Source organism: Streptomyces sp. NPDC032126 (assembly GCF_055580085.1).
In genome coordinates this window covers 457,319-483,161 of record NZ_JBVIMA010000001.1, presented here as the reverse complement: position 1 = coordinate 483,161, position 25,843 = coordinate 457,319, and the positions used below count along the sequence as shown (strand labels likewise).

The window sequence follows — 25,843 nt, the reverse complement described above, 5'->3', positions numbered from 1 at the left end:
GGGAATGCCCCACGCCGGCTCCTCGTTGGTCATCTGCGGAACTGCCGGACGACCACGGGGGCTTGGGGCATGGCGCACGAGGTGCGGGGGACCGTCGCCGACGGATTCGAGGGCGTACGGGAGGAGTTCGCCGCGTTCCTCGCCGGCGAGACGCACGATCCGGGCGCCCAGCTGACCGTGTTCGCGCGAGGGCACCGGGTGGTGGACCTGTGGGGCGGGCCGGAGCTCGACGGGGACTCACTGACCAGCGTGTTCTCCATCAGCAAGGGCGCGGCCCATCTGGTCGTCGCCCTGCTCGTGCAGGACGGGGTGCTCGATCTCGGTCGCGAAGTGGCGTCCTACTGGCCCGAGTTCGGGGCCGAGGGCAAGGACCGGCTGACCCTGCGCGAGCTGCTGGAGCACAGGTCGGGCGTGGTCGGCGTGGACGGCGGCTTCACGGTGGGGGAACTCGCCGACGACCGGCTCATGGCCGCGCGGCTCGCCGGTCAGAAGCCGTACTGGGAGCCGGGGGCGGAATACGGTTACCACGCCTTCGTCATCGGCGCGCTCACCGGCGAGGTGGTGCGCAGGGCGACGGGCCGGTCGATCCAGGAGCTGTACGAGGAGCGCGTCCGGGTGCCGTACGGCCTCGACCTCTGGCTCGGGTTCCCCGAGGAACTGGAGCCTCGCCGACTGGACGTGCGGCCGCTCGTGCCGACGCGGCAGCAGGCGGCGGCGCTGGCGGTGGGGGCGGTCTCGTACGACACCGTGCGGACCGTCTCGTACAACCTCCACGCGAGCCCGCCGGTCGACCTCGTCGACTTCGCCAACACGCGTCTCGTGCGGGCGCTGGGCCCGGCCTCGTCGGGCGGGGTGGGCAACGCGCGCGGTGTGGCGGGGCTGTACGCCGCCGCGATCGGCACGCCGGCCGGGACGGCGCCGCTGCTGCGGCCGGAGACCGTCGCCGCGTTCAGCGGGCTGCGCACGCCCGGCGTGGACCTGGTCACCCGGCAGCGGGACCACTTCGGGCTGGGCTTCGAGTATCTGGCGGGCCGCTTCCCGGCCCTCGGCGAGGACGCCTTCGGACACAGCGGGGCGACCGGCTCGCTCGGCTTCGCCGACCCGGCGAGCGGGGTGGCCTACGGCTACACGCGGCGCCGGTTCGCCTTCCCGTCGGGGTACGGCTCCTCCCCCGAGAACGGGCCCCTGGTGGACGCGGTGCTGCGGGCGGTCGCGGCCCTTGCCTGATCGCGGGCGGGGGTCTTCGGCGCGGGCCGTTGTCAGACCCTCGTCGTAGCCTTCGAAGCAGGTGGGCGCCGGGGAGGGGCGCCGGGAAGGAGCACGCCGTGACACGACCGCCGACCGCCGCGCAGCGGCGCGTGATCGACGCCGCCGACTCCGTCACCGGGCGGCTGAGCGGGACGCCCGCGCAGCTCGACGCGCTGGTCAGACGGGGGCTCGCCTTCCGGCACCCCCGGCCGCCGCACGACCACTTCCTCACCCCGGCCGGACACCGGATACGGGAGGCGGTACCGGACCCCCCGCCGGCGCGGGCGCCCGCCGACACCGACGGCGCGGCCGGCTCCGGCCTGTTCGCGGCCCGGGTCGGCGGCGAGGAGGAGCCGTACGCCGCGTCCCCGGCCCGCGTCCGAGAGGTGCACAGTGCCTGGCAGGGGTTGCTGGAGCTGCGCCGGATGACCAATCCGGACCGATCCACCGACCGGCCCTGCGCCTGGGAGCGGACGCACCTGGTGCGGGCCGCCGCGCTCGCCCTGGAGGCCGCCGGACACCACCCGGCGGACCCCGACGGCGACGGCTACCGGGTGCGCGCGACCCCGCAGCCGGAGGCCGTGGCGGTCGGCGGCCCGGCCGGGACGTTCCTGCGGGCCTGCGCGACCACCCTGGAGCAGGCGGGCTGGCAGACAAGCGAACACACGGACCCCCGCACCCGAACCCGCTACCTCCTCGCCTCCCCACGCCGCGTCTGAGGCGGGGCAGGGATCGGCGGACGTGGTGACCCCTTGGGCGCGGGGCGGGGCGGGATCAGTGCCCGGCACCCCGGCGCTCCCGCCCCCGATGTCCGCTCAGCCCTCCCCGAACGCCCCCCGATGGTCCTGCGCCCACTCCCGGTACGTCCGTGCGGGGCGGCCGAGGACGCGCTGTACGTCGTCCGTGACGAGGGCGTTGCGGTTCTGGCGGACGTAGGTCATGGCGGCGAGGACGTCCTCGGCCGCCCGCTCGTCCAGGCCCCAGGTGCGCAGGAAGTCACGCGTCTGAGCCGGCGTGAGGTCCCGCGCGGTGACGGGACGGCCCAGCACGGCGGCGAGGGTCGCGGCCTGGTCGGGGACGGCGATGGCCGCCGGCCCGGTCAGCGTGTATGTCCGCCCCGCATGTCCCTCCTCGACCAGGGCGAGCGCGGCCACCTCGGACACGTCCCGCGGGTCGATCACGCCCTGCCGTCCGTCCCCGGACAGGTTGGGCACCGGCTCGCCCGCGCCGATCGGTCCGGCCCAGCTCAGCGTGTTGGACGCGAACGAGGAGGGCCGCAGGATCGTCCAGGCGGCCCCGCTCTCCCGCACGGCCCGCTCGCCGGGTACGTGCCAGCCGCCGAAGGACGCCAGGTCCGCCTCGCCGGTGCCGATCGCGGAGAGCTTCACCAGACGGCGTACGCCCGTCGCCCGGGCCGCCGACACGAGCGTCTCGTCGTGCTGGGCGTCCGGCCCGGTGACGCCCACCAGGAACGCGGCGTCGGCCCCGCTCATGGCCGCCTCCAGGGACGCCGGATCGAGGTAGTCACCGCGCACCGCCTCCACGCCGGAGGGCAGCCGGGCCCCGGCCGGGTCGCGGGTGAGGGCGCGCACCTTCTCACCGCGCGCCGCGAGGAGTCGTACGAGTTCACTGCCGATGGTGCCCGTGGCACCGGTCACGAGGATCATGCCGTCAACGGTGCGCGGCCCGGTCGGCCCGGCTCTAGGAAATTCCGGCACGCTTCCGGCGGCCCGCGCGAGGCCGGCGGCGCATACGGTGGTGACATGAGCCCTGCCGTCGCCGAACGCGCCCGCCCCCTGCCCGACGAACTGCGCGCGTGGTTCACGGACTTCACGGAGTCGACGACGGACGGCGACGCGTCGGAGCCGTTCACGTACGTCCCGGATCCGGCGGTGCGGCTGGTGGTGCGGGTGGCGCCGGGCGGGCGCCCCCGCGCCCTGGTCGTCGGTCCGCGCACCCGGGCCGCGTACCACGCGAGCGAACGCCCGGCGTCCTGTGTGCTGTTCGGCCTGGCGCCGGGCACGGCCCGCCCGCTGCTGGGCGTGCCCGCGGCCGACCTGGTCGGCCGTACGGTGGCCCTCGCCGAGCTGCCCGGCCCGACGGCGCGCCGGCTCGCGGCCGAGGCGGGGGATCTGGCGCCCGAGGAGTGGGCGGAGCATCTGGCGCGGGTGCTGCCGGATCGCCGGCCCGGTACCGGCGCCGACGACGGGCGGGCGCGGCTGCTGCGGGCCGGGGTCGCCGCGCTGTCCGTCCGAGCGGGCCGCACGCCCGCGCAGGTGGGCCAGGTGGCCCGGGAACTGGCGGTCAGCGAGCGGCAGTTGCGCAATCTGTTCACCGAGGGGGTCGGGCTCTCGCCGAAGCACTTCGCCCGTATCGACCGCGTACGCCATGTGCTGACCCATGCGGCCACCGCCCCCTGGGGCGAACTCGCCGCCGAGACCGGCTACTACGACCAGTCCCATATGACGGCCGACTTCCGCACCCTGATGGGCGTGCCGCCCCGCTCGTACTTCACGGGACGGCTTCCCGCGACGACCCCCTGCCGGGCCGGCCGCTCGGGCGGCCGGTGACGTTCGCCAGTTCCTCAGTTCCTCAGTTCCTCATGACGTGGCCGGTTCGCGGGTCGGCACCGGGATCTGGTTGAAGCCGTAGTAGAGGGCGAGCAGGCCGTGCGCGGCCAGGGTGAGCGGGGCCGAGACGAAGGCCAGGCCCACCGTGACCGGGTAGGCGAGGGCGCCCAGCGCGAAGCGCAGGCGGGTGGCGCGGGCCGCGGGAACGTCGACACGGGCGTCGAAGAGGTGGCCCGTGCGGGTGAGATGCCACCACAGGGCCTGGTAGGTGAGGGCCATCGCCACCATCACCAGGCTGTAGACGGCGGCCGCCACGTGCGAGCTCTCGTCCTCGCGCAGGTACTCCGCCAGCATCGCCGTCGGCCAGGGCACCGCGGCCACCACCATCAGCACCAGCAGGTTGAGGAACATCAGCGGGCGGTCCACCCGGGCGACGTAGCCGAAGAGCTGATGGTGGTTGATCCACATGATGCCGATGACCAGGAAGCTGACCACGTAGGCGGCGTACGACGGCCACTGGGCGCCGAGCGCGTGCCAGAGGTCTCCGTGCTCCCCGACGTCCGGAACCTTGATCTCCAGGATGAGCAGGGTGATGGCGATGGCGAACACGCCGTCACTGAAGGCCTCGACACGGCTCGACTCGTTCATGGCACACAGGGTGCCCTACGCGGGGCCCGTTCAGTGGGCCGGTGCGAGATCGTCTCCGGCTTCCATCGGATGTGTCACGTCCTGGGCGTCGCCGCCCCGGCCCAGGTGGTTGAAGACCAGGTTCAGCACCACCGCCGCCACGCAGCCCGTCGAGATGCCCGAGTCCAGGACGATCCGCGCGGTCTGAGGGAAGGCGTGGTAGAACTCCGGCGCGGTGATCGGGATCATGCCGACGGCCAGCGACACGGCCACGATCAGGACGTTGTTGTCCTTGTCGAGGCCGGCGCGGACCAGGGTCTGGATGCCGCTGGCGGCCACCGAGCCGAAGAGGACCACGCCCGCCCCGCCCAGCACCGGGCGCGGTACGACGGCGATCAGCGAGGCGGCCGTCGGGCACAGGCCCATCAGGACCAGGAAGGCTCCGCCGGTGGCGACGACGTACCGGCTGCGGATCCTCGTCATCGCGACGAGGCCGATGTTCTGGGCGAAGGCGCTGCACATGAAGCCGTTGAAGAGCGGGCTGAGGGCGGAGCCGAGGGTGTCGGCGCGCAGGCCGGCCGCGATGGTCCTCTCGTCTGCCGGGCGTTCCACGATCTCGCCCAACGCCAGCATGTCCGCGGTCGATTCGGTCATCGAGACCACCATCACCACGATCATCGACACGATCGCGGCGACCTGGAACCGCGGGGCGCCGAAGTGGAAGGGGGTCGGGAAGCCGATCACGTCCGCGTCGGCGACCGGCCCGAAGTCGGTGACGCCGAAGGGGATCGCGACGAGCGTGCCGACGACCAGGCCGAGCAGGACGGCGATCTGCTTGACGAAGCCGCGGGTGAACCGGCGCAGCAGCAGCACGATCACGAGCGTCGCGCCCGCGAGGCCCAGGTAGGTCGCCGAACCGTAGTCGTCCGCCGCGGGGTTCGGGCCCTGCGCCCAGCCGAAGGCGACCGGCAGCAGCGAGATGCCGATCAGGGTGATGACCGTGCCCGTCACGACCGGCGGGAAGAAACGGACCGCCTTGCTGAAGAAGGGGGCGGCCAGGAAGCCGAGGAGGCCGGCGACGATCACCGCGCCGAAGATGATCGGCAGGGCGTCGGACTTGTCATCGGTGGAGGCGACGATCGCGGTCATCGGGGCAACGCCCGCGAAGGTGACGCCGTTGACGAAGGGCAGCCGGGCGCCGATCTTCCACACACCGAGGGTCTGGAGGAAGGTGGCGAGGCCCGCGGTGAAGAGACAGGCTCCGGTCAGGAAGGTCAGTTCGGCGCCGGAGAGGCCGACGGCCGCTCCGACGATCAGCGGCGGGGCGACGACTCCCGCGTACATGGCGGCCACGTGCTGGAGGCCGGTGGTGGCCATGGTGAGCGCGGGGAGTTTCTCGTCGACGGGGTGGGCGGTCACGGCGGTTCCTCCGGGTCAGCTAACACGTCGGCTCCGACGTGGGTTTCTTGGAGGTGGTGCGTGCGCGGTCGTGCGGGACCGGCGGACGGATCCCTCGCGAGGGGGTGTGCGGGACCGTTCCGGGGCGCGCACGTCCGCGCACGCCCCGGGGACGGCCGCCGTGGACGCATGGGTCCACGGCCACCGGTCGAGGGCCGTCCCCCTCGACCGGAGATCTACGATCGGGTCAGGGCCTCTCTTTCGGATCTTGCCGGGGTCGCGGGGAGGAGCCGTCGCTCGGAGCCGGCCAGATCCGAAAGAAAGGCCCTAGCCCTGTGCGGCGATCCGCGCCAGCCGCTGGGCCTCCGCCCGGGTGGAGCGCGCGATGGCGTCCTCGTCGGCGGTCGACAGCCGTCCGTCCGCGACGATCTGACGGCCATTCACGAAGGACGCGGTGACCGGGGCGGCCGCGCCGAAGACCAGCGCGGTCACCGGGTCGGCGATGGAGGCGTGGGCGAGGGTGTCCAGCTTCCACAGCACCAGGTCGGCCAGCTTGCCGGGCTCCAGGGAGCCGATCTCGGCGGCGCGGCCGAGGACCTGGGCGCCGCCGAAGGTGCCCAGGCGCAGGGCCTGGCGGGCGTTCAGGGCGGCCTCGCGGTGGGCGCCGAGGCGGTTGATGAGGAGGGCGTTGCGCAGTTCGGTGTGGAGTTCGCCGGACTCGTTGGAGGCGGTGCCGTCGACGCCGAGGCCGACCGGGACGCCGGCGGCGAGCATGTCGGGGACGCGGGCGATACCGGCCGCGAGCCGGGCGTTCGACGAAGGACAGTGGGCCACACCGGTCTTCGTCCGGGCGAAGGCGGCGATGTCGGAGTCGTTCATGTGGACGCAGTGCGCCATCCACACGTCCTCGCCGAGCCAGCCGGTGGACTCGAAGTAGTCGGTCGGGCCCATGCCGAACAGTTCCTTGCAGAACTGCTCCTCCTCGACGGTCTCCGAGCCGTGCGTGTGCAGCCGCACCCCGAGGCGGCGGGCCAACTCGGCGCCTTCCCGCAGGAGTTCGGTGGAGACCGAGAAGGGCGAGCAGGGCGCCACGGCGACCTGGGTCATCGCGCCGAAGGAGGCGTCGTGGTGCAGGGTGACGGTCTCCTCGGTGGCGGCGAGGGCGCCGTCGAGGGTCTCGACGGCGAAGTCCGGGGGCAGGCCGCCGTCCTTCTCGCTGCGGTCCATGGAGCCCCGGGCGAGGGTGAAGCGGACGCCCATGTCGCGGGCGGCGCGGATGATCGCGCCGGACAGGTCGCCGGAGCCGTGCGGGAAGACGTAGTGGTGGTCCATCGCGGTGGTGACTCCGCCGCGGGCCATCATCGCCAGCGAGCCCTGGGCCGCGGCGTGGACCATCGGCTCGTCGATGCGCGCCCAGGTCGGGTAGAGCGCGACGAGCCAGTTGAAGAGGTTGTGGTCGGTGGCCAGGCCCCGGGTGATCCACTGGTAGAAGTGGTGGTGGGTGTTGACCAGACCGGGGGTCACGAGGTGCCCGGTGGCGTCGATCCGGCGTACGACGTTCTCCAGGCCCTCGGGGGCCTTCCCGGCGCCGAGCGCCTCGATGCGGTTGCCGGCGATGACGACATGACCGTTGGCGTACTCGGTGTCGTTGGCGTCGACGGTCGCGATCGAACAGTTCTCGATGACGATGCGCTCGACTGCTGCCATGATTCGTCCTTTGCGCTGGGTGGAGTGGGCACGGCAGGACCCTGGGGGATTTGAGTGCCGCGGCCGGCCGGGGGTCCGTCGGCCGCGGGTGCCGATGTCGGGGGTTCTACAGGTTCGTGAGGTCCACCGGGATCCTCGGCTCGCAGCCGTCCCGCAGGACGGTGGCCTCGATCAGGCCGTACGGGCGGTCGGCGGCGAAGTACACCTCGTTGTCGTTCTTCAGCCCGAAGGGCTCCAGGTCGACGAGGAAGTGGTGCTTGTTCGGCAGCGAGAAGCGGACCTCGTCGATCTCACCGCGGTTGTTGATGATTCGCGCGCCCATCTGGTACAGCGTCTGCTGGAGCGACAGGGAGTAGGTCTCGGCGAAGGCCTGGAGCAGGTGCTTCTTCGTCTGCTCGTAGGACTTCTCCCAGTGCGGCATCTTCTGCTCGTCGTCGGTCCAGTTGAACCGCCAGCGGGCGGAGACCTGGGTGGCCAGGATGCGGTCGTAGGCCTCCTGGAGCGTCGTGTACTTGTCCTTGACGTAGCCCCAGAACTCGGAGTTGGTCGAGTTCATCACGACGAGGTCCTTGAGCCCGGAGATGACCTCCCACTTCTCACCGTCGTAGGTGATCTGCGTGACGCGGGTCTCCTGGCCCTTGCGCACGAAGGAGTGCTTGACCTCGTCGGCGCCGATGAACTGGGAGTTCGCGTCGGAGGCGGCGATGCGCTCCCAGGCGTACTCCTCGATGCGGATGCGGGCCCGGTGGATCGGCTCCTGCGAGGTGACGAAGTGGCGGGCGAGGTGGATGCCGAACTGCTCGGCGGACTCGATGCCGTGCTCCTTGGCGAACGCGTACACCGTGTTCTTGGTGGTGTCGGTCGGCAGGACGTTGGCGTTGGAGCCGGAGTAGTGGACCTCGTCCATGTCGCCGCTCAGCGCCACGGATACGTTGAGGTCCTTGATGTGGTGGGTGGCGCCGTCCCGCGTGATCTTGACGACCCGGTTCTCGGCCTTGCCGTACTGGTTCTGTCCCAGCATCACAGGGCGGCCGGGGCGGGAATTGACAGTCATGTAGCTAGCTCCCTCGGTAAACGGAGTAGCCGAACGGGTTGAGCAGCAGCGGTACGTGGTAGTGCTCGCCCGGCACGACGGCGAACGTGATCGCCACCTCGGGGAAGAACACTCCCCCGGCACCGCTGTCCCGATTCGCGGGGGCGTCCTGCTGCGCATCGGCTTGCTTCTTCTCGAAATACGGCTCCACGGCGAAGTCGAGCCGTACGTGGGTGGTCCCCTCCGGCAGGGCCGGCAGGTCCTTGCACCGGCCGTCGGCGTCGGTCGCGGAGCCGCCGAGCGCCCGCCATTCGGCGTCACGGCCGCCACGGGCGGCGAGCCGGACGGCGACGCCCTCGGCGGGGCGGCCGACGGAGGTGTCCAGGATGTGCGTGGACACGGAGGCGGTGGTGCGGGTGCTCATGGTGTCAGGCGTCCTCTTCGACGAGTCGGGCGAGCCGGATACGGTTGATCTTGCCCAGCTCGGTGCGGACGATCTCCCGCTCCTGCTCCGGCGCGTTGCCGATCCGCTCCTTGACCGCGTCGCGCATCTGCTCGCCGGTCCGGCCGGTGGCGCAGATCAGGAAGACATGGCCGAACTTCTCCTGGTAGGCCAGGTTGAGGTCGAACATCGCCGCCCTGAGGTCCTCGGAGGCGCCGGCCATGCCGCGCTGTTCCCGGGCGGAGGTCGGGTCTCCCGGCTTGGGGCGGCCGATGGGCGGGTGGCCGGCCATGGCTTCTTCCAGGTCCGCGGTGGTCAGCTCGGCCGTCGCGGCGTCGCTGGCGGCGTAGAGGTCTTCCACGGTGGCGTAGGGGCGGGCGGCGGACAGCCGCCGGGCCCACGCGGTGGAGGCGCACGCCTCGTGGAGGGCGGCGAGGGCCGCGCGCTCCGGAAGGTCGTTGAAGCGGGCCAGGCCCGGGGGCGTGGAAGTCGACGTCACGGGAGCCTCCGTGGCCGGTTGCGGCCTTCGTGCTGAACGGGCTGCGGTCAGCTAACGCCTCGACACAACGCCACGTCAACACTTTGTTGAAAATTCCGCGTAACAAACCCCCCGGCCGGCCGCCCGGCGTTCAGGCCCCCTTCTCGCGGTTGAGGTAGTTGTAGACGGTGAAGCGGCTCACGCCGAGCGCGCTCGCGACGGTCTCCACTCCGTGCCGCACAGCGAAGGCGCCGCGCGCCTCCAGCGTCCGCACCACCTCCTGCTTGGCCTTGCGGTCCAGCTCGGCGAGCGGCTTGCCCCGCTTGCGCTCCATGGCGGCCAGGATGTGGTCGAGGGAGTCGGCGAGCTGCGGCAGGCGCACGGCGACGGCCTCGACCCCCTCCCAGAAGAGCACGACGTCGTCGGGTCCGGCCTCGTCGGGCGGGAGGAGCTCGCCGCCCATGGCGTCGACCAGGGGCTTCACGGCGGTGATGAAGGGCTCGTCGCCGGCCCCGGTCACCGCTCCTCCCCGACCACGTTGACCTGGAGCGAGACCCGGGTGGCCCCGGCGCCCAGGGCGCCGCGCAGCAGCGCGTCCACGGCGGCGAGGACCTGGTCGGCGCCACCCTCGGCGGTGTTGCCGAACGGGCCGACGTCCACCGCGTCCAGGTCGGCCGCCTCGATGACCTCGCGGGCCACCAGCGCGTGCGCGGGTGCCTCGTCGAGGTCGAAGGGCTCGGTCGTGAACTCCACTCTCAATCGCACGCGCACAACCTAACGCGCGGTGACGGTTTCCGCCGACCCCCCTTGACAAGCCCTGACACCCGACTGCAATCTTCCAATACGCAGAAACTAACTTCCGCAATACGGAATACGACACGGAAGGGAGCGCGGCCCGATGGGATTCGACGACCAGCGCTTCAACGTCAACCTGTCGATCCTCTTCACGGAACTCCCGCTCCTGGAGCGCCCCGCGGCCGCCGCCGCGGCCGGCTTCACCGCGGTCGAGCTGTGGTGGCCCTGGATCGACACCCCGACCCCCGAGCGGTCCGAGCTCGACGCCCTGAAGAAGGCGATCGAGGACGCGGGCGTCCGGCTCACCGGCCTGAACTTCTACGCCGGACAGCTCCCGGGCCCCGACCGGGGCGCCCTGTCGATCCCCGGCGAGGAGTCCGAGAGGTTCCGCGCCAACATCGACGTGGCGGCGGACTTCGCGCGGTCGCTCGGCTGCACGGCCCTCAACGCCCTGTACGGCAACCGCGTCGAGGGCGTCGACCCGGCCGAGCAGGACGCGCTCGCCCTGGAGAACCTGGTGCTCGCGGCCCGGGCCGCCGACCGGATCGGCGCGATCCTGCTGATCGAGGCGCTGAACGAGCCCGAGTCGCCGCTGTACCCGCTGGTGAGCGCGCCGGCCGCGATCGCCGTCGTCGACCGGGTCAACGAGGCCACGGGCCTCGGCAACGCCCGCTTCCTCATGGACCTCTACCACCTGTCCATGAACGGCGAGGACCTGCCGGGAGTGATCGAGCGGTACGCGGCGAAGACCGGCCACGTCCAGATCGCCGACAACCCGGGCCGCGGCGCGCCGGGCACCGGAACCCTCCCGCTGGCGGACCTCCTCGACCGGCTCACCAAGGCGGGCTACGACGGCTGGGTCGGCCTCGAGTACAAGCCGGGCGACCACCCGAGCGCCGAGGCCTTCGACTGGCTGCGCCGCTGACCCCCTGAACTTCTGAGAGGCACCCCCATGAGCACACTTCCCAAGATCGCCTGGATCGGCCTCGGCATCATGGGCTCCCCCATGTCCGAGAACCTGGTCAAGGCGGGCTACGACGTCACCGGCTTCACGCTGGAACAGGACAAGCTGGACCGCCTGGCCGCCGCCGGCGGCACCCCGGCCGGTTCGATCGCCGAGGCGGTGCGGGACGCCGACGTGATCGTCACGATGGTGCCCGCGTCCCCGCAGGTGGAGGCCGTCTGTTACGGCCCCCAGGGCATCCTGGAGAACGCGCGCTCCGGCGCGCTGCTGATCGACATGTCCTCGATCACCCCGCAGACCTCGATCGACCTGGCCGCCGCCGCCCGGGACAAGGGCGTCCGCGTGCTGGACGCCCCCGTGTCGGGCGGTGAGGCCGGGGCGATCGAGGCCGTACTGTCGATCATGGTCGGCGGCACGCAGGCCGACTTCGAGGAGGCCAGGCCGGTCTTCGAGGCCCTGGGCAGGACCATCGTGCTGTGCGGTCCGCACGGCTCGGGCCAGACCGTGAAGGCCGCCAACCAGCTGATCGTCGCCGTGAACATCCAGGCGTGCGCCGAGGCCGTGGTCTTCCTGGAGAAGTCCGGCGTGGACCTCCGGGCGGCCCTGGACGTCCTCAACGGCGGACTGGCCGGCTCGACCGTGCTGACCCGGAAGAAGGACAACTTCCTGAACCGGGACTTCCAGCCGGGCTTCCGTATCGATCTGCACCACAAGGACATGGGCATCGTCACCGACGCCGCCCGCACGGTCGGCGCGGCCCTGCCGGTCGGCGCGGTGGTGGCACAGCTCGTGGCGTCGCTGCGCGCCCAGGGCGACGGCGGGCTGGACCACTCGGCGCTGCTGCGGGCCGTGGAGCGGCTGTCCGGCGCGCGGGTCTGACGCTCCACCTCAAGACTTCCGGGCGGCGCCGCCGCCGACATCTGTCCTGTCGCGCCCAGGCGGGGGCGCCGCCCGGAATCATCCCCGCATCATCCCCGCAAGGACTTCAACAAACTGTTGACGCCCCCTTCGTCGCAAATCTAGGCTCCACGAAGCGGAAACAGATTTCCGCTGAACCCGCACGGAAGGTCCCCGATGTCGCAGCGCGTGCTCACCACCGAGTCCGGCGCCCCGGTCGCCGACAACCAGAACTCCGCCTCCGCCGGCGTCGGCGGCCCGCTCCTCCTCCAGGACCAGCACCTCCTGGAGAAGCTCGCCCGCTTCAACCGCGAGCGCATCCCGGAGCGCGTGGTGCACGCCCGTGGCTCGGGCGCGTACGGGCACTTCGAGGTGACCGACGACGTCACCGGCTTCACGCACGCCGACTTCCTGAACCGCGTCGGCGAGCGCACCGAGGTGTTCGTGCGCTTCTCGACCGTGGCCGACAGCCTCGGCGGCGCGGACGCGGTACGCGACCCGCGCGGCTTCGCGGTCAAGTTCTATACACGGGACGGCAACTACGACCTCGTCGGGAACAACACCCCGGTGTTCTTCATCAAGGACCCGATCAAGTTCCCGGACTTCATCCACTCGCAGAAGCGGGATCCCTTCACGGGCCGTCAGGAGCCGGACAACGTCTGGGACTTCTGGGCGCACACCCCCGAGGCCACGCACCAGGTGACCTGGCTGATGGGCGACCGCGGCATCCCCGCGTCGTACCGCCACATGAACGGCTACGGCTCGCACACCTACCAGTGGACGAACGCCTCGGGCGAGGCCTTCTTCGTCAAGTACCACTTCAAGACCAACCAGGGCATCCGCTGCCTGAGCGGCGAGCAGGCCGCCGCGATCGCGGGCAAGGACCCCAACTCCCACCAGACGGACCTGCTCCAGGCCATCGAGCGCGGGGTACACCCCTCCTGGACGCTCTACGTCCAGATCATGCCGGCGGCCGAGGCGGCGGACTACCGCTTCAACCCCTTCGACCTCACCAAGGTCTGGCCGCACCGGGACTACCCGCTCCAGCGCGTGGGCCGGCTGGTCCTGGACCGCAACCCGGACAACGTCTTCGCCGAGGTCGAGCAGGCGGCGTTCTCCCCGAACAACTTCGTGCCCGGCATCGGCCCCTCCCCCGACAAGATGCTCCAGGGCCGGCTGTTCGCCTACGCGGACGCCCACCGCTACCGCCTGGGCGTCAACCACACGCAGCTCGCGGTGAACGCCCCCAAGGCGACGACGACGCACAACTACGGCCGCGACGGCCTCATGGCAGCCAACGCGCAGGGCCGCCACGCCAAGAACTACGAGCCGAACTCCTACGACGGCCCCGTGGAGAGCGGCCGCCCCCTGTCGGCCCCGCTCGCGGTGAGCGGCTGGACCGGCACCCACGAGGCCCCGCTGCACACCAAGGACGACGACTTCTTCCAGGCCGGCGAGCTGTACCGGCTGATGTCGCGGGAGGAGAGGACCCGTCTGGTCGCGAACATCGCGGGCAGCCTGTCCCGGGTCTCCCTCGACGACGTCGTGGAGAAGAACCTGGCCCACTTCCACGCCGCCGACCCCGACTACGGGCGGCTCGTGGAGGAGACGGTCCGCGCCCTGCGCGAGGACTGACCTCCCGGCCCATGAACGGCGTCCGGGACCCGACGGGGAGGTCGGGACCCGGGCGCGCGCGACCCGCCGTGCCGAGCGATCCGGATGAGGGGTGATCGCCCGGTACGACGGGCCGGCGAGGACCGCGGCGGCGTGCGAGCCAGTGCGGTGGTCAAGGATCCGGCGCCCCCTTCTCGACCTGAGGGAAGGAGACGCCCGGCTCCGTCGCCACCGCCGCGGTCCCTGCCCCCTCCCCCACCGAGCCCCGTCCGGTGGCGCGAACGTACTGTCGCGCCCAGCCTCGCGCCACCGGACGGCCAGCACATCGAGCGCTCCCGAGCCGGCCCACCACCGGCGAGGGAGCGCTCCGCGTTGTCCGGCGGCTCCCCGGCCCCGGGGTGCGCGTGAGCGCCTCGCGCAGGACGCTGAACCCATGGGCAATCCGACGCACTACCCGCACATCGTGGTCCACGCCCCGGCGCTGGACGGCTCCCGCCGGGTCACCGAGGGGGATGTCGTCCTCGGGCTCGCCTCGCATCTCGACGACGTCGTCGAGATCCTGCGGATGGCCGATCTGGACCGGATCGAGGTGGAGGAGAGCGACCTCATCGAGTGGCAGGGCGGGGGCCCGGACGCATGGCCGGGACTGCCGGAGCACTACGGCGACGAGGAGCCCTCCGGCCCCTGACGTGTCTACGACAGCGGACGTAGGGCGGGTACGCCAACCTCAAATGAAGCTCTGAAGACCGCGACTCACGCTTCAACCCGGCCGTACGAGGGGCACATTGTTGTCACACGGGGCCCGCCGGCACGGGGGCGGCGGGCCCCGGTACGGCCACCGCCGCGATGCGGACCCCGGAGCGTCCACCGGGGAGCGGCGAAGGACCGGACACGGAAAACGCGGGGCGGCCCGACCGGAATCGGTCGGACCGCCCCTTCGCGCGAGCACCGCCCCCGCGTCAGACCTTCAGCGTCCGGATCGCCGTCGGCGCGTGCCCCGGCTCCGTCGCCGGCTCCTCGAACTCCACGACGTTGCCGATGTCGTTCGTCGCCGACATGGAGATATTGGTGACCCGCTCCAGGATCGCCTCGACCACGACCGGGACCTGGTGCTCCTGCGCCAGCTTCTTCGCCTGCTCGAAGGCCGCGCCCAGCTCGTTCGGGTCGGTCACCCGGATCGCCTTGCAGCCGAGGCCCTCGGCGACCTTGACGTGGTCGACGCCGTACACGCCCAGCTCGGGCGAGTTGATGTTCTCGAACTCCAGCTTGACCTGGAAGTCGATGTCGAAGGCGCGCTGGGCCTGCCGGATCAGGCCCAGGTAGGCGTTGTTGACCAGGACATGGACGTACGGGATCTTGTGCTGCGCGCCGACCGCCAGCTCCTCGATCATGAACTGGAAGTCGTAGTCGCCGGACAGGGCGACGACCTGCGCCTCCGGGTCCGCCTTCGCGACGCCCAGCGCGGCCGGGACGGTCCAGCCGAGGGGGCCCGCCTGGCCGCAGTTGATCCAGTGCCGCGGCCGGTAGACGTGCAGCATCTGCGCGCCGGCGATCTGGGAGAGGCCGATGGTGGTGACGTAGCGCGTCTCGGGCCCGAACGCCTTGTTCATCTCCTCGTAGACGCGCTGCGGCTTGATCGGGATGTCGTCGAAGTGCGTACGGCGCTGGAGCGTCGCCTTCCGCGCCTGCGCGGCGGCCGCCCAGGCGGAGCGGTCGGGCAGCCGGCCCGCCGCCTTCAACTCCCTGGCCACCTCGACGAAGAGCTCCAGAGCCGCCTTGGCGTCGGAGGCGATGCCGTAGTCCGGGGCGAAGATCCTGCCGATCTGGGTGGGCTCGATGTCGACGTGGACGAACGTGCGGCCGGCCGTGTAGACGTCGAGCCTGCCGGTGTGGCGGTTGGCCCAGCGGTTGCCGATACCGAGGACGAAGTCGGACTCCAGGAAGGTCGCGTTGCCGTAGCGGTGCGAGGTCTGCAGGCCCACCATGCCGGCGTTCAGCTCGTGGTCGTCGGGGAGGACGCCCCAGCCCATCAGCGTCGGAACGACCGGCGTGCCGGTCAACTCGGCGAATTCGACGAGGAGTTCCGTGGCGTCGGCGGTGATGACGCCGCCACCGGCCACGATCAGCGGGCGCTCGGCCGCGTTCAGCATGCCGATCGCCTTCTCGATCTGGGCGCGGGACGCGGCGGGCTTGTAGACGGGCAGCGGCTCGTACGTCTCCGGGTCGAACTCGATCTCGGTGAGCTGGACGTCGATCGGCAGGTCGATGAGGACCGGGCCGGGCCGCCCGGAGCGCATCAGATGGAACGCCTGCTGGAAGACGCCGGGGACCTGCGCGGCCTCCAGGACGGTGACCGCCATCTTCGTCACCGGCTTGGCGATCGAGGCGATGTCGACGGCCTGGAAGTCCTCCTTGTGGATCACCGCGGTCGGCGCCTGGCCGGTGATGCACAGGATCGGGACGGAGTCGCCGATCGCGGAGTACAGGCCGGTGATCATGTCGGTGCCGGCCGGGCCCGAGGTGCCGATGCAGACGCCGATGTTGCCGGGGTGCGTCCGGGTGTAGCCCTCGGCCATGTGCGAGGCGCCCTCCACATGGCGGGCGAGGGTGTGGGCGATGCCGCCGGACGCCTTGAGCGCCGCGTAGAAGGGGTTGATCGCCGCGCCCGGGACGCCGAACGCGGCGGTGACGCCCTCGCGCCTGAGGATCTCAACTGCCGCGCGGGCAGCGGTCATTCGAGCCATGGAGTACTCCTGCTTCGGCCGTCGGATGAGCTCCCGTCGCGCCCCACGGTCTGCACTTCCGTATAGCGGAAAGTAACTTCTACTATCTGGAAGCAATGTAAGTGGGTGGGTGAAGGCCGTCAAGAGTCGGACAAGCGGGGGCGGACAGGAGCACGATGGGACCGCTGACTTGCCCCATGCCGTGTCCTGGAGTGGGCCCATGCCCGAGAGCGTGCCGGTGCGCTGCCCGGCCTGTCGGCGCGAGCGTCTGTACGCCGCGCCGTCCTACCCCTGCCCGTGCGGCGCCCCCGTCGCCGCGCCGCTGGACCGCCGTACGGCCGCGCAGGCGGTCGTCCATCGCGCCTGGGAGGAGGAGTGGATCACCCTGCACTGCCGGACCTGCGGCCGCGCGGGCCAGTGGCCCCGGCCGGAACTGGGCTGCCCCTGCGGGACGGTACTGCGCATCCCGGTCGCCCAAACGAAAGAATCAGCGGAGACAACAGAAGCAGAAGAGGCAGCAGAGGCAGCAGAGGCAGCAGAACCCAGAGAATCCCCGGAGACGCCCGTCCCCCGGCCCCGTCGCCCCTTCCACCCCGTGGCCATCCGGACCGCTCGGGACGCGGTCACCGCCACCGCGCTGTATCTGCGCTGGCTCGGTTACGGGGACATCCGCCGGGCGGACCAGCGCCCCACCTCGGGGATCGGTCTCGCCGCCCGTGGCCTGCTCGCGCAGGTCGATCCCAGCGTGCGCCCGGCGTCGCTGCGGGACGTGGAGTGCCTGTGGCTGACGGCGATGGCCGACTCCGCGCGCTGTGTGTACTTCTCCCTCGCCGGATACGCCGACGACGCCCGCGTCCGGGCCGACGGCCTCGGCGTCCCCCTGTTCGTCCTCGACCTCACCGGCACCCCACGCCCGGTCAACTCCCCGGCCGACGACCTCGCCGACCGGGGTGCCTGACCAGCGCGCCCGCCTACGCTCCGTACCTCTCCCGCAGTTCCACCTTGCGGACCTTCCCGGACACGGTCATCGGGAAGGCGTCGAGTACCTGGAGCCGGCTGGGGATCTTGTAGTGGGCGAGCCGCCCGGCGCAGTAGGCGCGTACCTCCTCCAGGGTGGGCGGTTCGGCCGGGTCCCTCGGGACGACGCAGGCGAGCACCTCCTCGCCGTAGGTCTCGTGCGGGACGCCGACGACCTGGACGTCCCTGATCTTCGGGTGTCCGTAGAGGAACTCCTCGATCTCGCGCGGGTAGATGTTCTCCCCGCCCCGGATGATCATGTCCTTGATGCGGCCGACGATCTCGACGTATCCGTCCTCGCGCATCACCGCGAGATCGCCCGTGTGCATCCAGCGGCCGGCGTCGACGGCCTCGGCGGTCTTCTGCGGCTCGTCCCAGTAGCCGAGCATCACGCTGTAGCCGCGGGTGCACAACTCGCCCGCGGTGCCCCGGGGTTGGGTGATCCCGCTGACCGGGTCGACGACCTTGACCTCCAGATGCGGGAGGACCCGGCCGACCGTGCCCGTGCGGTGTTCGAGGTCGTCGTCCCTGCGGGTCTGCAGCGAGACGGGGGAGGTCTCGGTCATCCCGTAGCAGATGGAGACCTCCTCCATGTGCATCTCGGCGACGACCCGCTTCATCACCTCGACCGGGCAGGGCGAGCCCGCCATGATGCCGGTGCGCAGCGAGGTCAGGTCGTAGGCGGCGAAGTCGGGGAGGTTCAGCTCCGCGATGAACATGGTCGGCACGCCGTAGAGCGAGGTGCAGCGCTCCTGCTCCACCGCGCGCAGCGTGGCCGCCGGTTCGAAGGACGGGGCCGGGATCACGACGCAGGCGCCGTGCGAGGTGGCCGCGAGGTTCCCCATCACCATGCCGAAGCAGTGGTAGAAGGGCACGGGGACGCACACCCGGTCCTGCTCGTCGTAGCCGATCATCTCGCCCACGAAGTACCCGTTGTTGAGGATGTTGTGGTGGGAGAGGGTCGCGCCCTTGGGGAAGCCCGTCGTGCCCGATGTGTACTGGATGTTGATCGGGTCGTCGCAGGACAGTTCCGGGAAGGGCGCCGGGGTCGCGCGGGCGAGCAGCGCGTCCCAGGTGGGGTCGCCGATGTAGACGGTCTCCCGCAGCCGCGGGCAGCGGCCGCGCACCTCCTCGACCATCGCCCGGTAGTCGCTGCTCTTGTGGCTGAGCGAGGCGAACAGCAGGGAGACGCCCGCCTGGTTGAGGACGTACTCGACCTCGTGGGTGCGGTAGGCCGGGTTGATGTTGACCATGATCGCGCCGATGCGGGCGGTTGCGTACTGCACCAGGACCCACTCGGGGCAGTTGATCGCCCAGATGCCCACCCGATCGCCCTTGGTGACACCGCTCGCGAGCAGCGCGTACGCCAGTCGTTCGACGTCGCGGGCGAAGGCGGCGTAGGTCCAGCGCCGCCCGGACGGCACGTCGACCAGGGCCTCGCGGTCCGGCCAGGCGGCGACGGCCCGGTCGAGGTTGGCGCCGATGGTGTCGCCGAGCAGGGCCGTGTCGCCGGTGCCGTGCGTGTACGACGGTTCCGGGGTCGCCGATGGAGAGGTCACCGGAAGTCCTCCTCGCGGTACTCGGCCCCCGAGCCGGCCGCGGTGGCCTCGCGCAGCTCGATGCGGCGGATCTTGCCGGAGACGGTCTTGGGCAGCGGGCCGAACTCCAGCCGCCGGATGCGCTTGTAGGGCGCCAGGACGTCACGGGAGTGCTCGAACAGCACCTTCGCGGTGTCCGGGCCGGGCTCCCAGCCCTCGGCGAGGACGACGTACGCCTTGGGCACGGCGAGCCGCAGGTCGTCGGGGGCGGGGACGACGGCGGCCTCGGCGACCGCCTCGTGCTCCAGGAGCGCGCTCTCCAGCTCGAAGGGGCTGATCTTGTAGTCGGACGCCTTGAAGACGTCGTCGGCGCGGCCGACGTACGTGATGTACCCGTCGGCGTCGCGGGAGCCGATGTCGCCGGTGCGGTAGTAGCCGCCGGCCATCGCCTCCGCCGTACGGTCGGCGTCGCCGTGGTAGCCGGTCATCAGGCCGACCGGGCGGTGGGCGAGGTCGAGGGCGATCTCGCCCTCGGTGGCGCCGGGGGCGCCGGTGACCGGGTCGAGGAGTTCGATGCGGAAGCCGGGGCTGGGCCGGCCCATGGAGCCGGTCTTCAACGGCTGCCCCGGGGTGTTGGCGACCTGCACGGCCGTCTCGGTCTGCCCGAAGCCGTCCCGGATGGTGACACCCCACGCCCGCCGGACCTGCTCGATGACCTCGGGGTTGAGGGGCTCGCCGGCGGCCACGGCCTCGCGCGGCGGGGTGGCGAGCTGGGTGAGGTCGGCCTGGATGAGCATGCGCCACACGGTGGGCGGGGCGCAGAAGGTGGTGACGCCGGCCCGGTCCATCTCGGCCATCAGCCGGGCCGCGTCGAAGCGCGTGTAGTTGTGGATGAAGACGGTCGCCTCGGCGTTCCACGGGGCGAACAGGTTGGACCAGGCGTGCTTGGCCCAGCCGGGCGAGGAGATGTTGAGGTGCACGTCGCCGGGCTGGAGGCCGATCCAGTACATGGTGGCCAGATGGCCGATCGGGTACGAGGTGTGGGTGTGCTCGACCAGCTTGGGGCGGGCGGTGGTGCCCGACGTGAAGTAGAGCATCAGCGGGTCGTCGGCGAGGGTCGGCCCGTCGGGGGTGAAGGCGGCGGGCGCGCCGTCGGCCTCCTCGTAGGGCCGCCAGCCCCCGGGGGCGCCGCCGACGGCGATCCGGGTGTAGCCGCCGGGTACCTCGTCGAACTTCTCGGTGTCCTCGGAGCGCACGACGACGTGCCGCACCCGGCCGCGGTCGACGCGGTCGCGCAGGTCGGCGGGGCCGAGCAGCGGGGTGGCGGGGATGACGACGGCGCGCAGCTTCATCGCGGCCAGCGCGGTCTCCCACAGCTCGACCTGGTTGCCGAGCATGACGAGGACGCGGTCCTCGGCGCCGACGCCGAGGCCGCGCAGCCAGTTGGCCACGCGGTTCGAGCGTTCGGCCATCTCGCCGAAGGTCCGCCGGGTCTCGGTGCCGTCCTCCTCGACGATGTGCAGCGCGGTGCGGTCGTTGCCCTCCGCGATGACGTCGAACCAGTCGAGGGCCCAGTTGAACGCCTGGGGCCGGGGCCACTCGAAGCCCTCGTAGGCCCGGGCGTAGTCCTCGCGGTGGGCCAGCAGAAAGTCCCGCGCCCCGCGGAACGCTTCCGTCGCCGTCGTCATCTGTGCTCCTTCTGTCCGGACCATTGCCGGGTGGCTCTCTGCCATCGTGTAATCCGTGATGCAGGTCTCACTACCCCCGAACGGGGGTGTGCGCGGCACGAGGGTCCTTCTTTCGGAGCTGGAGGCCCGGGTCGCGGGAAAGGGCGTACGAGTGGCAGCGGACCCGTCCGGAGTGATGGAGATACGCGGCGCGCTGGCGCGGCTGCGGCGGGCGACGGGGCTGCCGGTGGCCTTCGGCGGCCTGGTGGAGCCGGGGCAGCAGCGGATGCGGATCAGCGAGATGTGCGGCGCGGACACGCCGGCGCTGCGCGGTCTGGCGGTGGTCACGGGCTACGGCCTGGGCGGCAAGACCCTGGCGCTGGCCCGTCCCTGCGCGGTCACGGACTACTCGCTGTCCCGGCAGATCAGCCACGAGTACGACGCGGCGGTCGCCGAGGAGGGCCTGCGCTCGGTGTTCGCGGTCCCGGTGGTGGTGCGCCGCCGGGTGCGCGGCATCCTCTACGGCGCCCTGCGCACGGCCCGGCCGCTGGGCGACCGCACGCTGAGCGCGGCCGTCGACGTGGCGCGGGACGTGGAGCAGGCCCTGGTGGTCCGGGACGAGGTGAGCGCGTTGCTGAACACGGCCCGCCCGCGGCCGCCGGAGCCCGCCGCGGGGGCGGCGGTGAGCCGGGAGCAGATCCGCGAGGCGCACGCGGCGCTGCGCGCCCTGGCGCCCCGGATCACCGACCCTCGGCTGCGGGAGGAGCTGCTGACGGCGTGCGGTCTGCTGACCGCGGCGCCGCCGGCGGCCGACGTGGTGCTGGCCCCCCGCGAGCTGGACGTCCTGTCCTGGGTGGCGGCCGGAGCGACGAACGCCACAGCGGCCGAGCGCCTGGGGCTGCGCCCGGAGACGGTCAAGGGCTATCTGCGCTCGGCCATGCGCAAGCTGGGCACCCACACCCGCGGCGAGACGGTCGCGGCCGCCCGCAGAGCGGGACTGCTGCCTTAGGAGGGAGACCTCGGCATGCTCGCGGCGACGAGGATCCATTCACTTGATGGGCGCTTGAATTTCCCTATGCCGGCACTTGTTATATCCCTCACCACCCCGTCACTCCGGATTTCCAAGCGTCGTTGCCTAGAATTTGGCCCGAACACGACACTCGGAGGGGAGCGGTGACCGTGCGACGGGACTTCCAGGAGCCTGCCCGATGCCGCCCCGACCTGGTCATCGGCAGGGGCGAGCTCGTCACGGCCGCGCGCGATCAGCTCGGGCGCGGCGGCAGTGTGCTCCTGCACGGCCCCGCCGGAATAGGAAAGTCGACGGTCCTGCGCGCTTTGGCCGCGGATTACGGCGACAGCGCCCGCACGGTGTTGCGCTGCTCGGCCACCGAGTCCGAATCCCACCTGCCCTTCCTGGCCCTGGCCGATCTGCTCGGCCTGGTCCTCGACGAGGTCTCCGGCAAGCTCCCCCCGGCCCAGCGCACCGCCCTGGAGTCGGCGCTCACCGGGCGCGGCGAGTCCACGCTCCAGCGCGACGGGCTCGCCCTGCGCCTCGCCGTGCTGTCGACGCTGCGCGCCCTCGCCGCCGAGGGACCCGTCCTCGTCGTCGCCGACGACCTCCAGTGGCTGGATTCCGCCAGTGCCGAACTCCTCGGCTTCGCCGCCCGCCGCCTCGGCGACACGCCGGTGCAGCTGCTGTGCGCGGTGCGCACCGAGGGCCAGGAGTACGACCGGCATCTGCGGGCCACCCCGCCCGACACCCTCGCCGTCCGCCTCAACCCGCTCTCCCGCTCCCAGGTCTCCGCCCTCCTCGACCACCGCGGGTACACCGACCTGCCCCGCTCCACGGTCCGCGAGATCCACCGCACCAGCGGGGGCAACCCGCTGTTCGCGCTGGAGCTGGGCCGCGCGCTCGGCGAGAACCCGACCCCGCCCAGACCCGGCGAGCCGCTGCCGGTGCCGACCTCGCTGCGCGCCCTGGTGCTCAGCCGCCTCGACATGCTCTCCGGCGAGGCCCGCCGCACCCTGCTCGTGGCCAGCGCCGGCGCCCGCCCCACGCTGGCCCTGCTGCACGCGGCCGGCCGGGAGAACGCCGAGGCGGAGACCGCGCAGGCCGCCGCACTGGGCCTGCTGGCGACCGAGCCCGAGGGCCCGGCCGTACGGTTCGCGCACCCGCTGATCTCCGCCGCGCTGTACGCGGAGGCGCCCGCGCAGGAGCGCCGGGCCGCCCACGCGGCGCTGTCCACCGCGGCCTCCGACCCGATCGAGCGGGCCCGCCATCTGGCACTGGCCACCACCGGCACCGACCCGGACGTCTCGGCCCGGCTCGCCGAGGCCGCCGCGCTGGCCCGCGACCGCGGCGCCCCCTCGGTCGCGGCCTCGCTCGGCCTGCTCGCCGCCCGGCACACCCCCGACGACGACACCCCGGGCCCGGACGAGCGGCGGCTGCAGGCCGCGGAGGACGCCATCACCGCCGGTGAGACCGACCTCGCCCGGGACATCGCCCGCGACGTGCTGACCCGGGCCACCGCGCCGGCCGAGCGGGTGCGGGCCTGGATGGTGGTCATCGAGTCGGCCGGGCAGGCCCTCGGCGACGTCGACTCCGTCTTCCCGCAGATGCTCGCCGACGCCGGCGACGACCCGGAACTGCTCGCCCTGGTCCACTACCAGCTGTCCTGGCGCGCCCTGATCATGGAGGGCGATTTCGCCGAGGCCCGGCAGGAGGCCGCGCACGCCGCGGACCTGGCCGCCCGTGGCGGCGACCGGCGCACCGAGCTGATGGCGCTGTCCTTCCAGGCGTCCACCGAGACCCTGATGGGCCACCCGAACGCGCCCGCGACCATCAAGAAGGCCCTGAAGGAACCCCAGGATCCCTATGTGGCCTGCCACCACAACGGCGCCGGCATGGCCCGCTTCCGCTGGCTGCTGATGAGCGACCAGCTGCCCGACGCCCGCACCACCATCACCGCGCTGCTGCGCGAGGTGCGCCGGCGCGGCATGGTCGAGAGCGAGGTCCACTTCCAGCGCTTCCTCGCCGACACCGAGCTGCGTTCCGGGCACTGCGGGCGGGCCCTGGACCTCGCCCGCGAGAGCCTGCGCCTCGCCCGCGACAGCGGCATCGGGCTGGGCGCCTCGGCGATGCTCACCTCCCTCGCGGAGGCGTCCGGCGGCGATGTCGACCGGGCGCTGGCGCTGGCCCGGGAGGCCGCGGAGCGCGCCGAGGAGGACGGCGACCAGATGTACCTCTCGCGGGCCCTGGCCGCCCTGGGCTACGCCCAGCTGGTGGCCGGGGACGCGCCGGGCGCGGTCGGCTCGCTGCGCCGGGTGCGCGAACTGGAGCACGGCCTCGGCATCACCGACCCGGCGCGCGGCCGCTGGCAGAGCGACCTCGCCGAGGCCCTGGTCCGGGTCGGCGAGACCGGCGAGGCCCAGGACGTCATCGACGTCACCCGTGAGCACGCCCTGCGGCTCGGCCGGGAGAGCGTGCTCGCCGTCCTGGACCGGGCGGAGGCGCTGGTGCGGGCGGCGCGCGGCGAACACGAGGCGGCGCTCGCCCAGCTGACGTCCGTTCAGGACCGGCTCGCCAAGCTCGGCTACGGGCTGGAGGAGGCCCGGGCCGCGTTCGCCCTGGCCCGGCTGCGCACCCGGCACCCGGGGCCGACGTCGTACGACGAGGCGGCGCGGCTGTTCCGGCGGTGCCGCGCGCTTCCGTGGCTGCGCCACGTCGAACAGGCCGCGCAGGCGGCGCAGTCGGCGCAGTCGGCGCAGACCGGCACGGCGGCGCCCGCGCGGCCCGTCACCACGTCGGCCCCGGCGTCCCTGCCGGAGCCCGCCGTGGACGCGCTGGCGGGGCTGGCGTCGATGGAGCGTCAGGTGGCCGCGCTGGTCATGGAGGGCGCCACCAACCGGGAGATCGCGGCCCGGCTGTTCATCAGCGTGAAGACCGTCGAGGCGACCCTGACGCGCGTCTACCGCAAACTGGGCATCCGCTCCCGGGTGGACATCGTGCGCCTGGCGGCGGGGCGCCACGCGAAGTGAACGTTCGGCGGGTTTACTGCCGTCACGGGTTCGCCGCCGGGTAACCGAGGGTTTTCCCTGCCCAACTCCCCTAGGGGGTTCCCTCATTGGGACGGGGCCCGCAGGGCCCTAGTTTTTGTCATGTGCCGCTCGCCCGGGCACACGGGGGCCGGTCCCGCGACCCCCGTGCAGCAACCCCCACAGCACCCGCGCGAACCCCCACCGGCATATCCCCCCACGAGGAGACGCATGTTCGGGCTCACCCGTGCCAAGCAGACCGCGGCAGCCGCCGTGGCGACCGCCGCCGCGGCCGCCACAGCGCTGCTGGGCGCCCCCACCGCCCAGGCCGCGCCCCAGCCGATCGTCGGCGGCACCACGACCACCACGACCGCGTACCCGTTCATGATGCAGATCACGGACGCCTCGCAGAACCAGTTCTGCGGCGGCACCCTGGTCTCGGCGACCAAGGTCGTGACGGCGGCCCACTGCATGGTCGGCGAGACCACCAGCAGTGTCAGGGTCGTCGGCGGCCGCACCTACCTGAGCGGCACCAACGGGACGGTCAGCCGGGTCAGCAAGATCTGGATCAACCCGGACTACACGGACGCCACCAACGGCGACGACGTGGCCGTGCTGACCCTGTCGACGTCGATGCCGTACACCACGGCGTCGTACGTCTCCTCGTCCCAGACGAGTGTGTACGCGGCCGGCACCACGGCCCGCATCCTCGGCTGGGGCACCACCTCGGAGAACGGCAGCTCCTCCAACCAGCTGCGGACCGCGACCGTGCCGATCGTGTCCGACTCCAGCTGCAAGAGCTCCTACGGTTCGGACTTCGTCCAGACCGACATGGTTTGCGCCGGATACACGTCCGGCGGCGTAGACACCTGCCAGGGCGACAGCGGCGGTCCCCTGCTCATCGGGGGCGTCCTGGCAGGGATCACTTCTTGGGGCGAGGGCTGCGCGGAGGCCGGTCACCCGGGTGTGTACACCCGGCTGACCACCTTCTCCAGCCTGGTGACCGCACAGGTCACCTCGTGACCCGACAGAACTCCTGAGCACCCCTCAGGTGATGAACCAGGGGGCGCTGCGAGCCTCCACGAGCGGC

General features: G+C 72.1%; 23 protein-coding genes. 11 read left to right on the top strand and 12 right to left on the bottom strand.

What is annotated here, in order from left to right; translation table 11 throughout:
- Positions 1 to 69 precede the first annotated feature (69 nt).
- Both ACZ5NW_RS02015 and ACZ5NW_RS02010 read left to right on the top strand, forming a co-directional pair.
- Positions 70 to 1,227 carry a serine hydrolase domain-containing protein gene (locus tag ACZ5NW_RS02015; RefSeq protein WP_468741753.1) on the top strand — a complete coding sequence of 386 codons (1,158 nt, stop codon included), beginning with the start codon at positions 70 to 72 and terminating at the stop codon, positions 1,225 to 1,227.
- A 98-nt stretch (positions 1,228 to 1,325) separates the two neighbouring features.
- Positions 1,326 to 1,967 (top strand): hypothetical protein, encoded by a 642-nt coding sequence (locus tag ACZ5NW_RS02010; RefSeq protein ID WP_468741752.1) that lies wholly within the window; start codon positions 1,326 to 1,328, stop codon positions 1,965 to 1,967.
- Positions 1,968 to 2,063: 96 nt separating this feature from the next.
- Here ACZ5NW_RS02010 and ACZ5NW_RS02005 read toward each other — a convergent pair whose 3' ends face one another.
- Positions 2,064 to 2,915 carry an SDR family oxidoreductase gene (locus tag ACZ5NW_RS02005; RefSeq protein WP_468741751.1) on the bottom strand — a complete coding sequence of 284 codons (852 nt, stop codon included), beginning with the start codon at positions 2,913 to 2,915 and terminating at the stop codon, positions 2,064 to 2,066.
- A 96-nt stretch (positions 2,916 to 3,011) separates the two neighbouring features.
- Here ACZ5NW_RS02005 and ACZ5NW_RS02000 point away from each other — a divergent pair, with 96 nt between their 5' ends.
- Positions 3,012 to 3,818: an AraC family transcriptional regulator gene (locus tag ACZ5NW_RS02000; protein WP_468741750.1), complete on the top strand. Its 807-nt coding sequence runs from the start codon at positions 3,012 to 3,014 to the stop codon at positions 3,816 to 3,818.
- 30 nt (positions 3,819 to 3,848) lie between these two features.
- Here ACZ5NW_RS02000 and ACZ5NW_RS01995 read toward each other — a convergent pair whose 3' ends face one another.
- The 8 genes from ACZ5NW_RS01995 to ACZ5NW_RS01960 all read right to left on the bottom strand — a co-directional run bounded on the left by ACZ5NW_RS01995 (position 3,849) and on the right by ACZ5NW_RS01960 (position 10,268).
- On the bottom strand, positions 3,849 to 4,466 hold the full coding sequence (locus ACZ5NW_RS01995; RefSeq protein WP_468741749.1) for a TMEM175 family protein: 618 nt from the start codon (positions 4,464 to 4,466) through the stop codon (positions 3,849 to 3,851).
- Between the two features lie 30 nt (positions 4,467 to 4,496).
- Complete coding sequence (locus ACZ5NW_RS01990; RefSeq protein WP_468741748.1) at positions 4,497 to 5,864, bottom strand: nucleobase:cation symporter-2 family protein; 1,368 nt, start codon at positions 5,862 to 5,864, stop codon at positions 4,497 to 4,499.
- 306 nt (positions 5,865 to 6,170) lie between these two features.
- Positions 6,171 to 7,550 carry an 8-oxoguanine deaminase gene (locus ACZ5NW_RS01985; protein WP_468741747.1) on the bottom strand — a complete coding sequence of 460 codons (1,380 nt, stop codon included), beginning with the start codon at positions 7,548 to 7,550 and terminating at the stop codon, positions 6,171 to 6,173.
- 106 nt (positions 7,551 to 7,656) lie between these two features.
- On the bottom strand, positions 7,657 to 8,604 hold the full coding sequence (gene pucL, locus ACZ5NW_RS01980) for a factor-independent urate hydroxylase (protein ID WP_468741746.1): 948 nt from the start codon (positions 8,602 to 8,604) through the stop codon (positions 7,657 to 7,659).
- A 4-nt stretch (positions 8,605 to 8,608) separates the two neighbouring features.
- Positions 8,609 to 9,007, bottom strand: coding sequence for a hydroxyisourate hydrolase (gene uraH, locus ACZ5NW_RS01975; RefSeq protein WP_468741745.1), 399 nt, complete (start codon positions 9,005 to 9,007; stop codon positions 8,609 to 8,611).
- Between the two features lie 4 nt (positions 9,008 to 9,011).
- A complete protein-coding gene (gene uraD / locus ACZ5NW_RS01970) occupies positions 9,012 to 9,524 on the bottom strand; it encodes a 2-oxo-4-hydroxy-4-carboxy-5-ureidoimidazoline decarboxylase (RefSeq protein ID WP_468741744.1) in 513 nt (170 codons plus the stop codon).
- Between the two features lie 130 nt (positions 9,525 to 9,654).
- Entirely contained in the window at positions 9,655 to 10,023 is a 369-nt protein-coding gene (locus ACZ5NW_RS01965) for a helix-turn-helix domain-containing protein (RefSeq protein WP_468741743.1), read from the bottom strand.
- Positions 10,020 to 10,268 (bottom strand): YkoF family thiamine-binding protein, encoded by a 249-nt coding sequence (locus ACZ5NW_RS01960; protein ID WP_468741742.1) that lies wholly within the window; start codon positions 10,266 to 10,268, stop codon positions 10,020 to 10,022. Before ACZ5NW_RS01960 ends, ACZ5NW_RS01965 begins: the two co-directional genes overlap by 4 nt.
- A 133-nt stretch (positions 10,269 to 10,401) precedes the next feature.
- On the opposite strand from ACZ5NW_RS01960, the gene ACZ5NW_RS01955 reads away from it, so the two are divergent.
- The 4 genes from ACZ5NW_RS01955 to ACZ5NW_RS01940 all read left to right on the top strand — a co-directional run bounded on the left by ACZ5NW_RS01955 (position 10,402) and on the right by ACZ5NW_RS01940 (position 14,461).
- Positions 10,402 to 11,223: a TIM barrel protein gene (locus tag ACZ5NW_RS01955; protein WP_468741741.1), complete on the top strand. Its 822-nt coding sequence runs from the start codon at positions 10,402 to 10,404 to the stop codon at positions 11,221 to 11,223.
- 27 nt (positions 11,224 to 11,250) lie between these two features.
- Positions 11,251 to 12,141 carry a 2-hydroxy-3-oxopropionate reductase gene (locus tag ACZ5NW_RS01950; protein WP_468741740.1) on the top strand — a complete coding sequence of 297 codons (891 nt, stop codon included), beginning with the start codon at positions 11,251 to 11,253 and terminating at the stop codon, positions 12,139 to 12,141.
- Positions 12,142 to 12,336: 195 nt separating this feature from the next.
- Positions 12,337 to 13,794: a catalase gene (locus tag ACZ5NW_RS01945; RefSeq protein WP_468741739.1), complete on the top strand. Its 1,458-nt coding sequence runs from the start codon at positions 12,337 to 12,339 to the stop codon at positions 13,792 to 13,794.
- Positions 13,795 to 14,206: 412 nt separating this feature from the next.
- Complete coding sequence (locus ACZ5NW_RS01940; protein ID WP_468741738.1) at positions 14,207 to 14,461, top strand: hypothetical protein; 255 nt, start codon at positions 14,207 to 14,209, stop codon at positions 14,459 to 14,461.
- Positions 14,462 to 14,732: 271 nt separating this feature from the next.
- On the opposite strand, the gene gcl is transcribed toward ACZ5NW_RS01940, so the two are convergent.
- Complete coding sequence (gcl, locus tag ACZ5NW_RS01935) at positions 14,733 to 16,517, bottom strand: glyoxylate carboligase (RefSeq protein WP_468741737.1); 1,785 nt, start codon at positions 16,515 to 16,517, stop codon at positions 14,733 to 14,735.
- Between the two features lie 199 nt (positions 16,518 to 16,716).
- Here gcl and ACZ5NW_RS01930 point away from each other — a divergent pair, with 199 nt between their 5' ends.
- Positions 16,717 to 17,454 (top strand): hypothetical protein, encoded by a 738-nt coding sequence (locus ACZ5NW_RS01930; protein WP_468741736.1) that lies wholly within the window; start codon positions 16,717 to 16,719, stop codon positions 17,452 to 17,454.
- Positions 17,455 to 17,467: 13 nt separating this feature from the next.
- Here the strand turns inward: ACZ5NW_RS01930 and ACZ5NW_RS01925 are convergent, their stop codons facing one another.
- Positions 17,468 to 19,072: an AMP-binding protein gene (locus tag ACZ5NW_RS01925; RefSeq protein ID WP_468741735.1), complete on the bottom strand. Its 1,605-nt coding sequence runs from the start codon at positions 19,070 to 19,072 to the stop codon at positions 17,468 to 17,470.
- Positions 19,069 to 20,739 carry an AMP-binding protein gene (locus ACZ5NW_RS01920; RefSeq protein ID WP_468741734.1) on the bottom strand — a complete coding sequence of 557 codons (1,671 nt, stop codon included), beginning with the start codon at positions 20,737 to 20,739 and terminating at the stop codon, positions 19,069 to 19,071. The genes ACZ5NW_RS01925 and ACZ5NW_RS01920 overlap by 4 nt, the downstream gene beginning before the upstream one ends.
- A 151-nt stretch (positions 20,740 to 20,890) precedes the next feature.
- Here ACZ5NW_RS01920 and ACZ5NW_RS01915 point away from each other — a divergent pair, with 151 nt between their 5' ends.
- From ACZ5NW_RS01915 to ACZ5NW_RS01905, 3 genes are all read left to right on the top strand, one after another.
- Positions 20,891 to 21,727, top strand: coding sequence for a helix-turn-helix transcriptional regulator (locus tag ACZ5NW_RS01915; RefSeq protein WP_468741733.1), 837 nt, complete (start codon positions 20,891 to 20,893; stop codon positions 21,725 to 21,727).
- A gap of 164 nt (positions 21,728 to 21,891) precedes the next feature.
- Positions 21,892 to 24,756 (top strand): helix-turn-helix transcriptional regulator, encoded by a 2,865-nt coding sequence (locus ACZ5NW_RS01910; protein ID WP_468741732.1) that lies wholly within the window; start codon positions 21,892 to 21,894, stop codon positions 24,754 to 24,756.
- Positions 24,757 to 24,984: 228 nt separating this feature from the next.
- Complete coding sequence (locus ACZ5NW_RS01905) at positions 24,985 to 25,776, top strand: S1 family peptidase (RefSeq protein WP_468741731.1); 792 nt, start codon at positions 24,985 to 24,987, stop codon at positions 25,774 to 25,776.
- Positions 25,777 to 25,843 lie beyond the last annotated feature (67 nt).

Bases quoted from the DNA above. Each gene is read 5' to 3' on its own strand.
- ACZ5NW_RS02005 (WP_468741751.1), bottom strand. From the start codon at position 2,915: ATGATCCTCGTGACCGGTGCCACGGGCACCATCGGCAGTGAACTCGTA.
- ACZ5NW_RS01950 (WP_468741740.1), top strand. From the start codon at position 11,251: ATGAGCACACTTCCCAAGATCGCCTGGATCGGCCTCGGCATCATGGGC.
- ACZ5NW_RS01985 (WP_468741747.1), bottom strand. From the start codon at position 7,550: ATGGCAGCAGTCGAGCGCATCGTCATCGAGAACTGTTCGATCGCGACC.
- ACZ5NW_RS02000 (WP_468741750.1), top strand. From the start codon at position 3,012: ATGAGCCCTGCCGTCGCCGAACGCGCCCGCCCCCTGCCCGACGAACTG.
- ACZ5NW_RS01945 (WP_468741739.1), top strand. From the start codon at position 12,337: ATGTCGCAGCGCGTGCTCACCACCGAGTCCGGCGCCCCGGTCGCCGAC.
- ACZ5NW_RS02015 (WP_468741753.1), top strand. From the start codon at position 70: ATGGCGCACGAGGTGCGGGGGACCGTCGCCGACGGATTCGAGGGCGTA.
- ACZ5NW_RS01995 (WP_468741749.1), bottom strand. From the start codon at position 4,466: ATGAACGAGTCGAGCCGTGTCGAGGCCTTCAGTGACGGCGTGTTCGCC.
- ACZ5NW_RS01955 (WP_468741741.1), top strand. From the start codon at position 10,402: ATGGGATTCGACGACCAGCGCTTCAACGTCAACCTGTCGATCCTCTTC.
- ACZ5NW_RS01920 (WP_468741734.1), bottom strand. From the start codon at position 20,739: ATGACGACGGCGACGGAAGCGTTCCGCGGGGCGCGGGACTTTCTGCTG.
- ACZ5NW_RS01905 (WP_468741731.1), top strand. From the start codon at position 24,985: ATGTTCGGGCTCACCCGTGCCAAGCAGACCGCGGCAGCCGCCGTGGCG.
- ACZ5NW_RS01930 (WP_468741736.1), top strand. From the start codon at position 16,717: ATGCCCGAGAGCGTGCCGGTGCGCTGCCCGGCCTGTCGGCGCGAGCGT.
- ACZ5NW_RS01940 (WP_468741738.1), top strand. From the start codon at position 14,207: ATGGGCAATCCGACGCACTACCCGCACATCGTGGTCCACGCCCCGGCG.
- gcl (WP_468741737.1), bottom strand. From the start codon at position 16,517: ATGGCTCGAATGACCGCTGCCCGCGCGGCAGTTGAGATCCTCAGGCGC.
- uraH (WP_468741745.1), bottom strand. From the start codon at position 9,007: ATGAGCACCCGCACCACCGCCTCCGTGTCCACGCACATCCTGGACACC.
- pucL (WP_468741746.1), bottom strand. From the start codon at position 8,604: ATGACTGTCAATTCCCGCCCCGGCCGCCCTGTGATGCTGGGACAGAAC.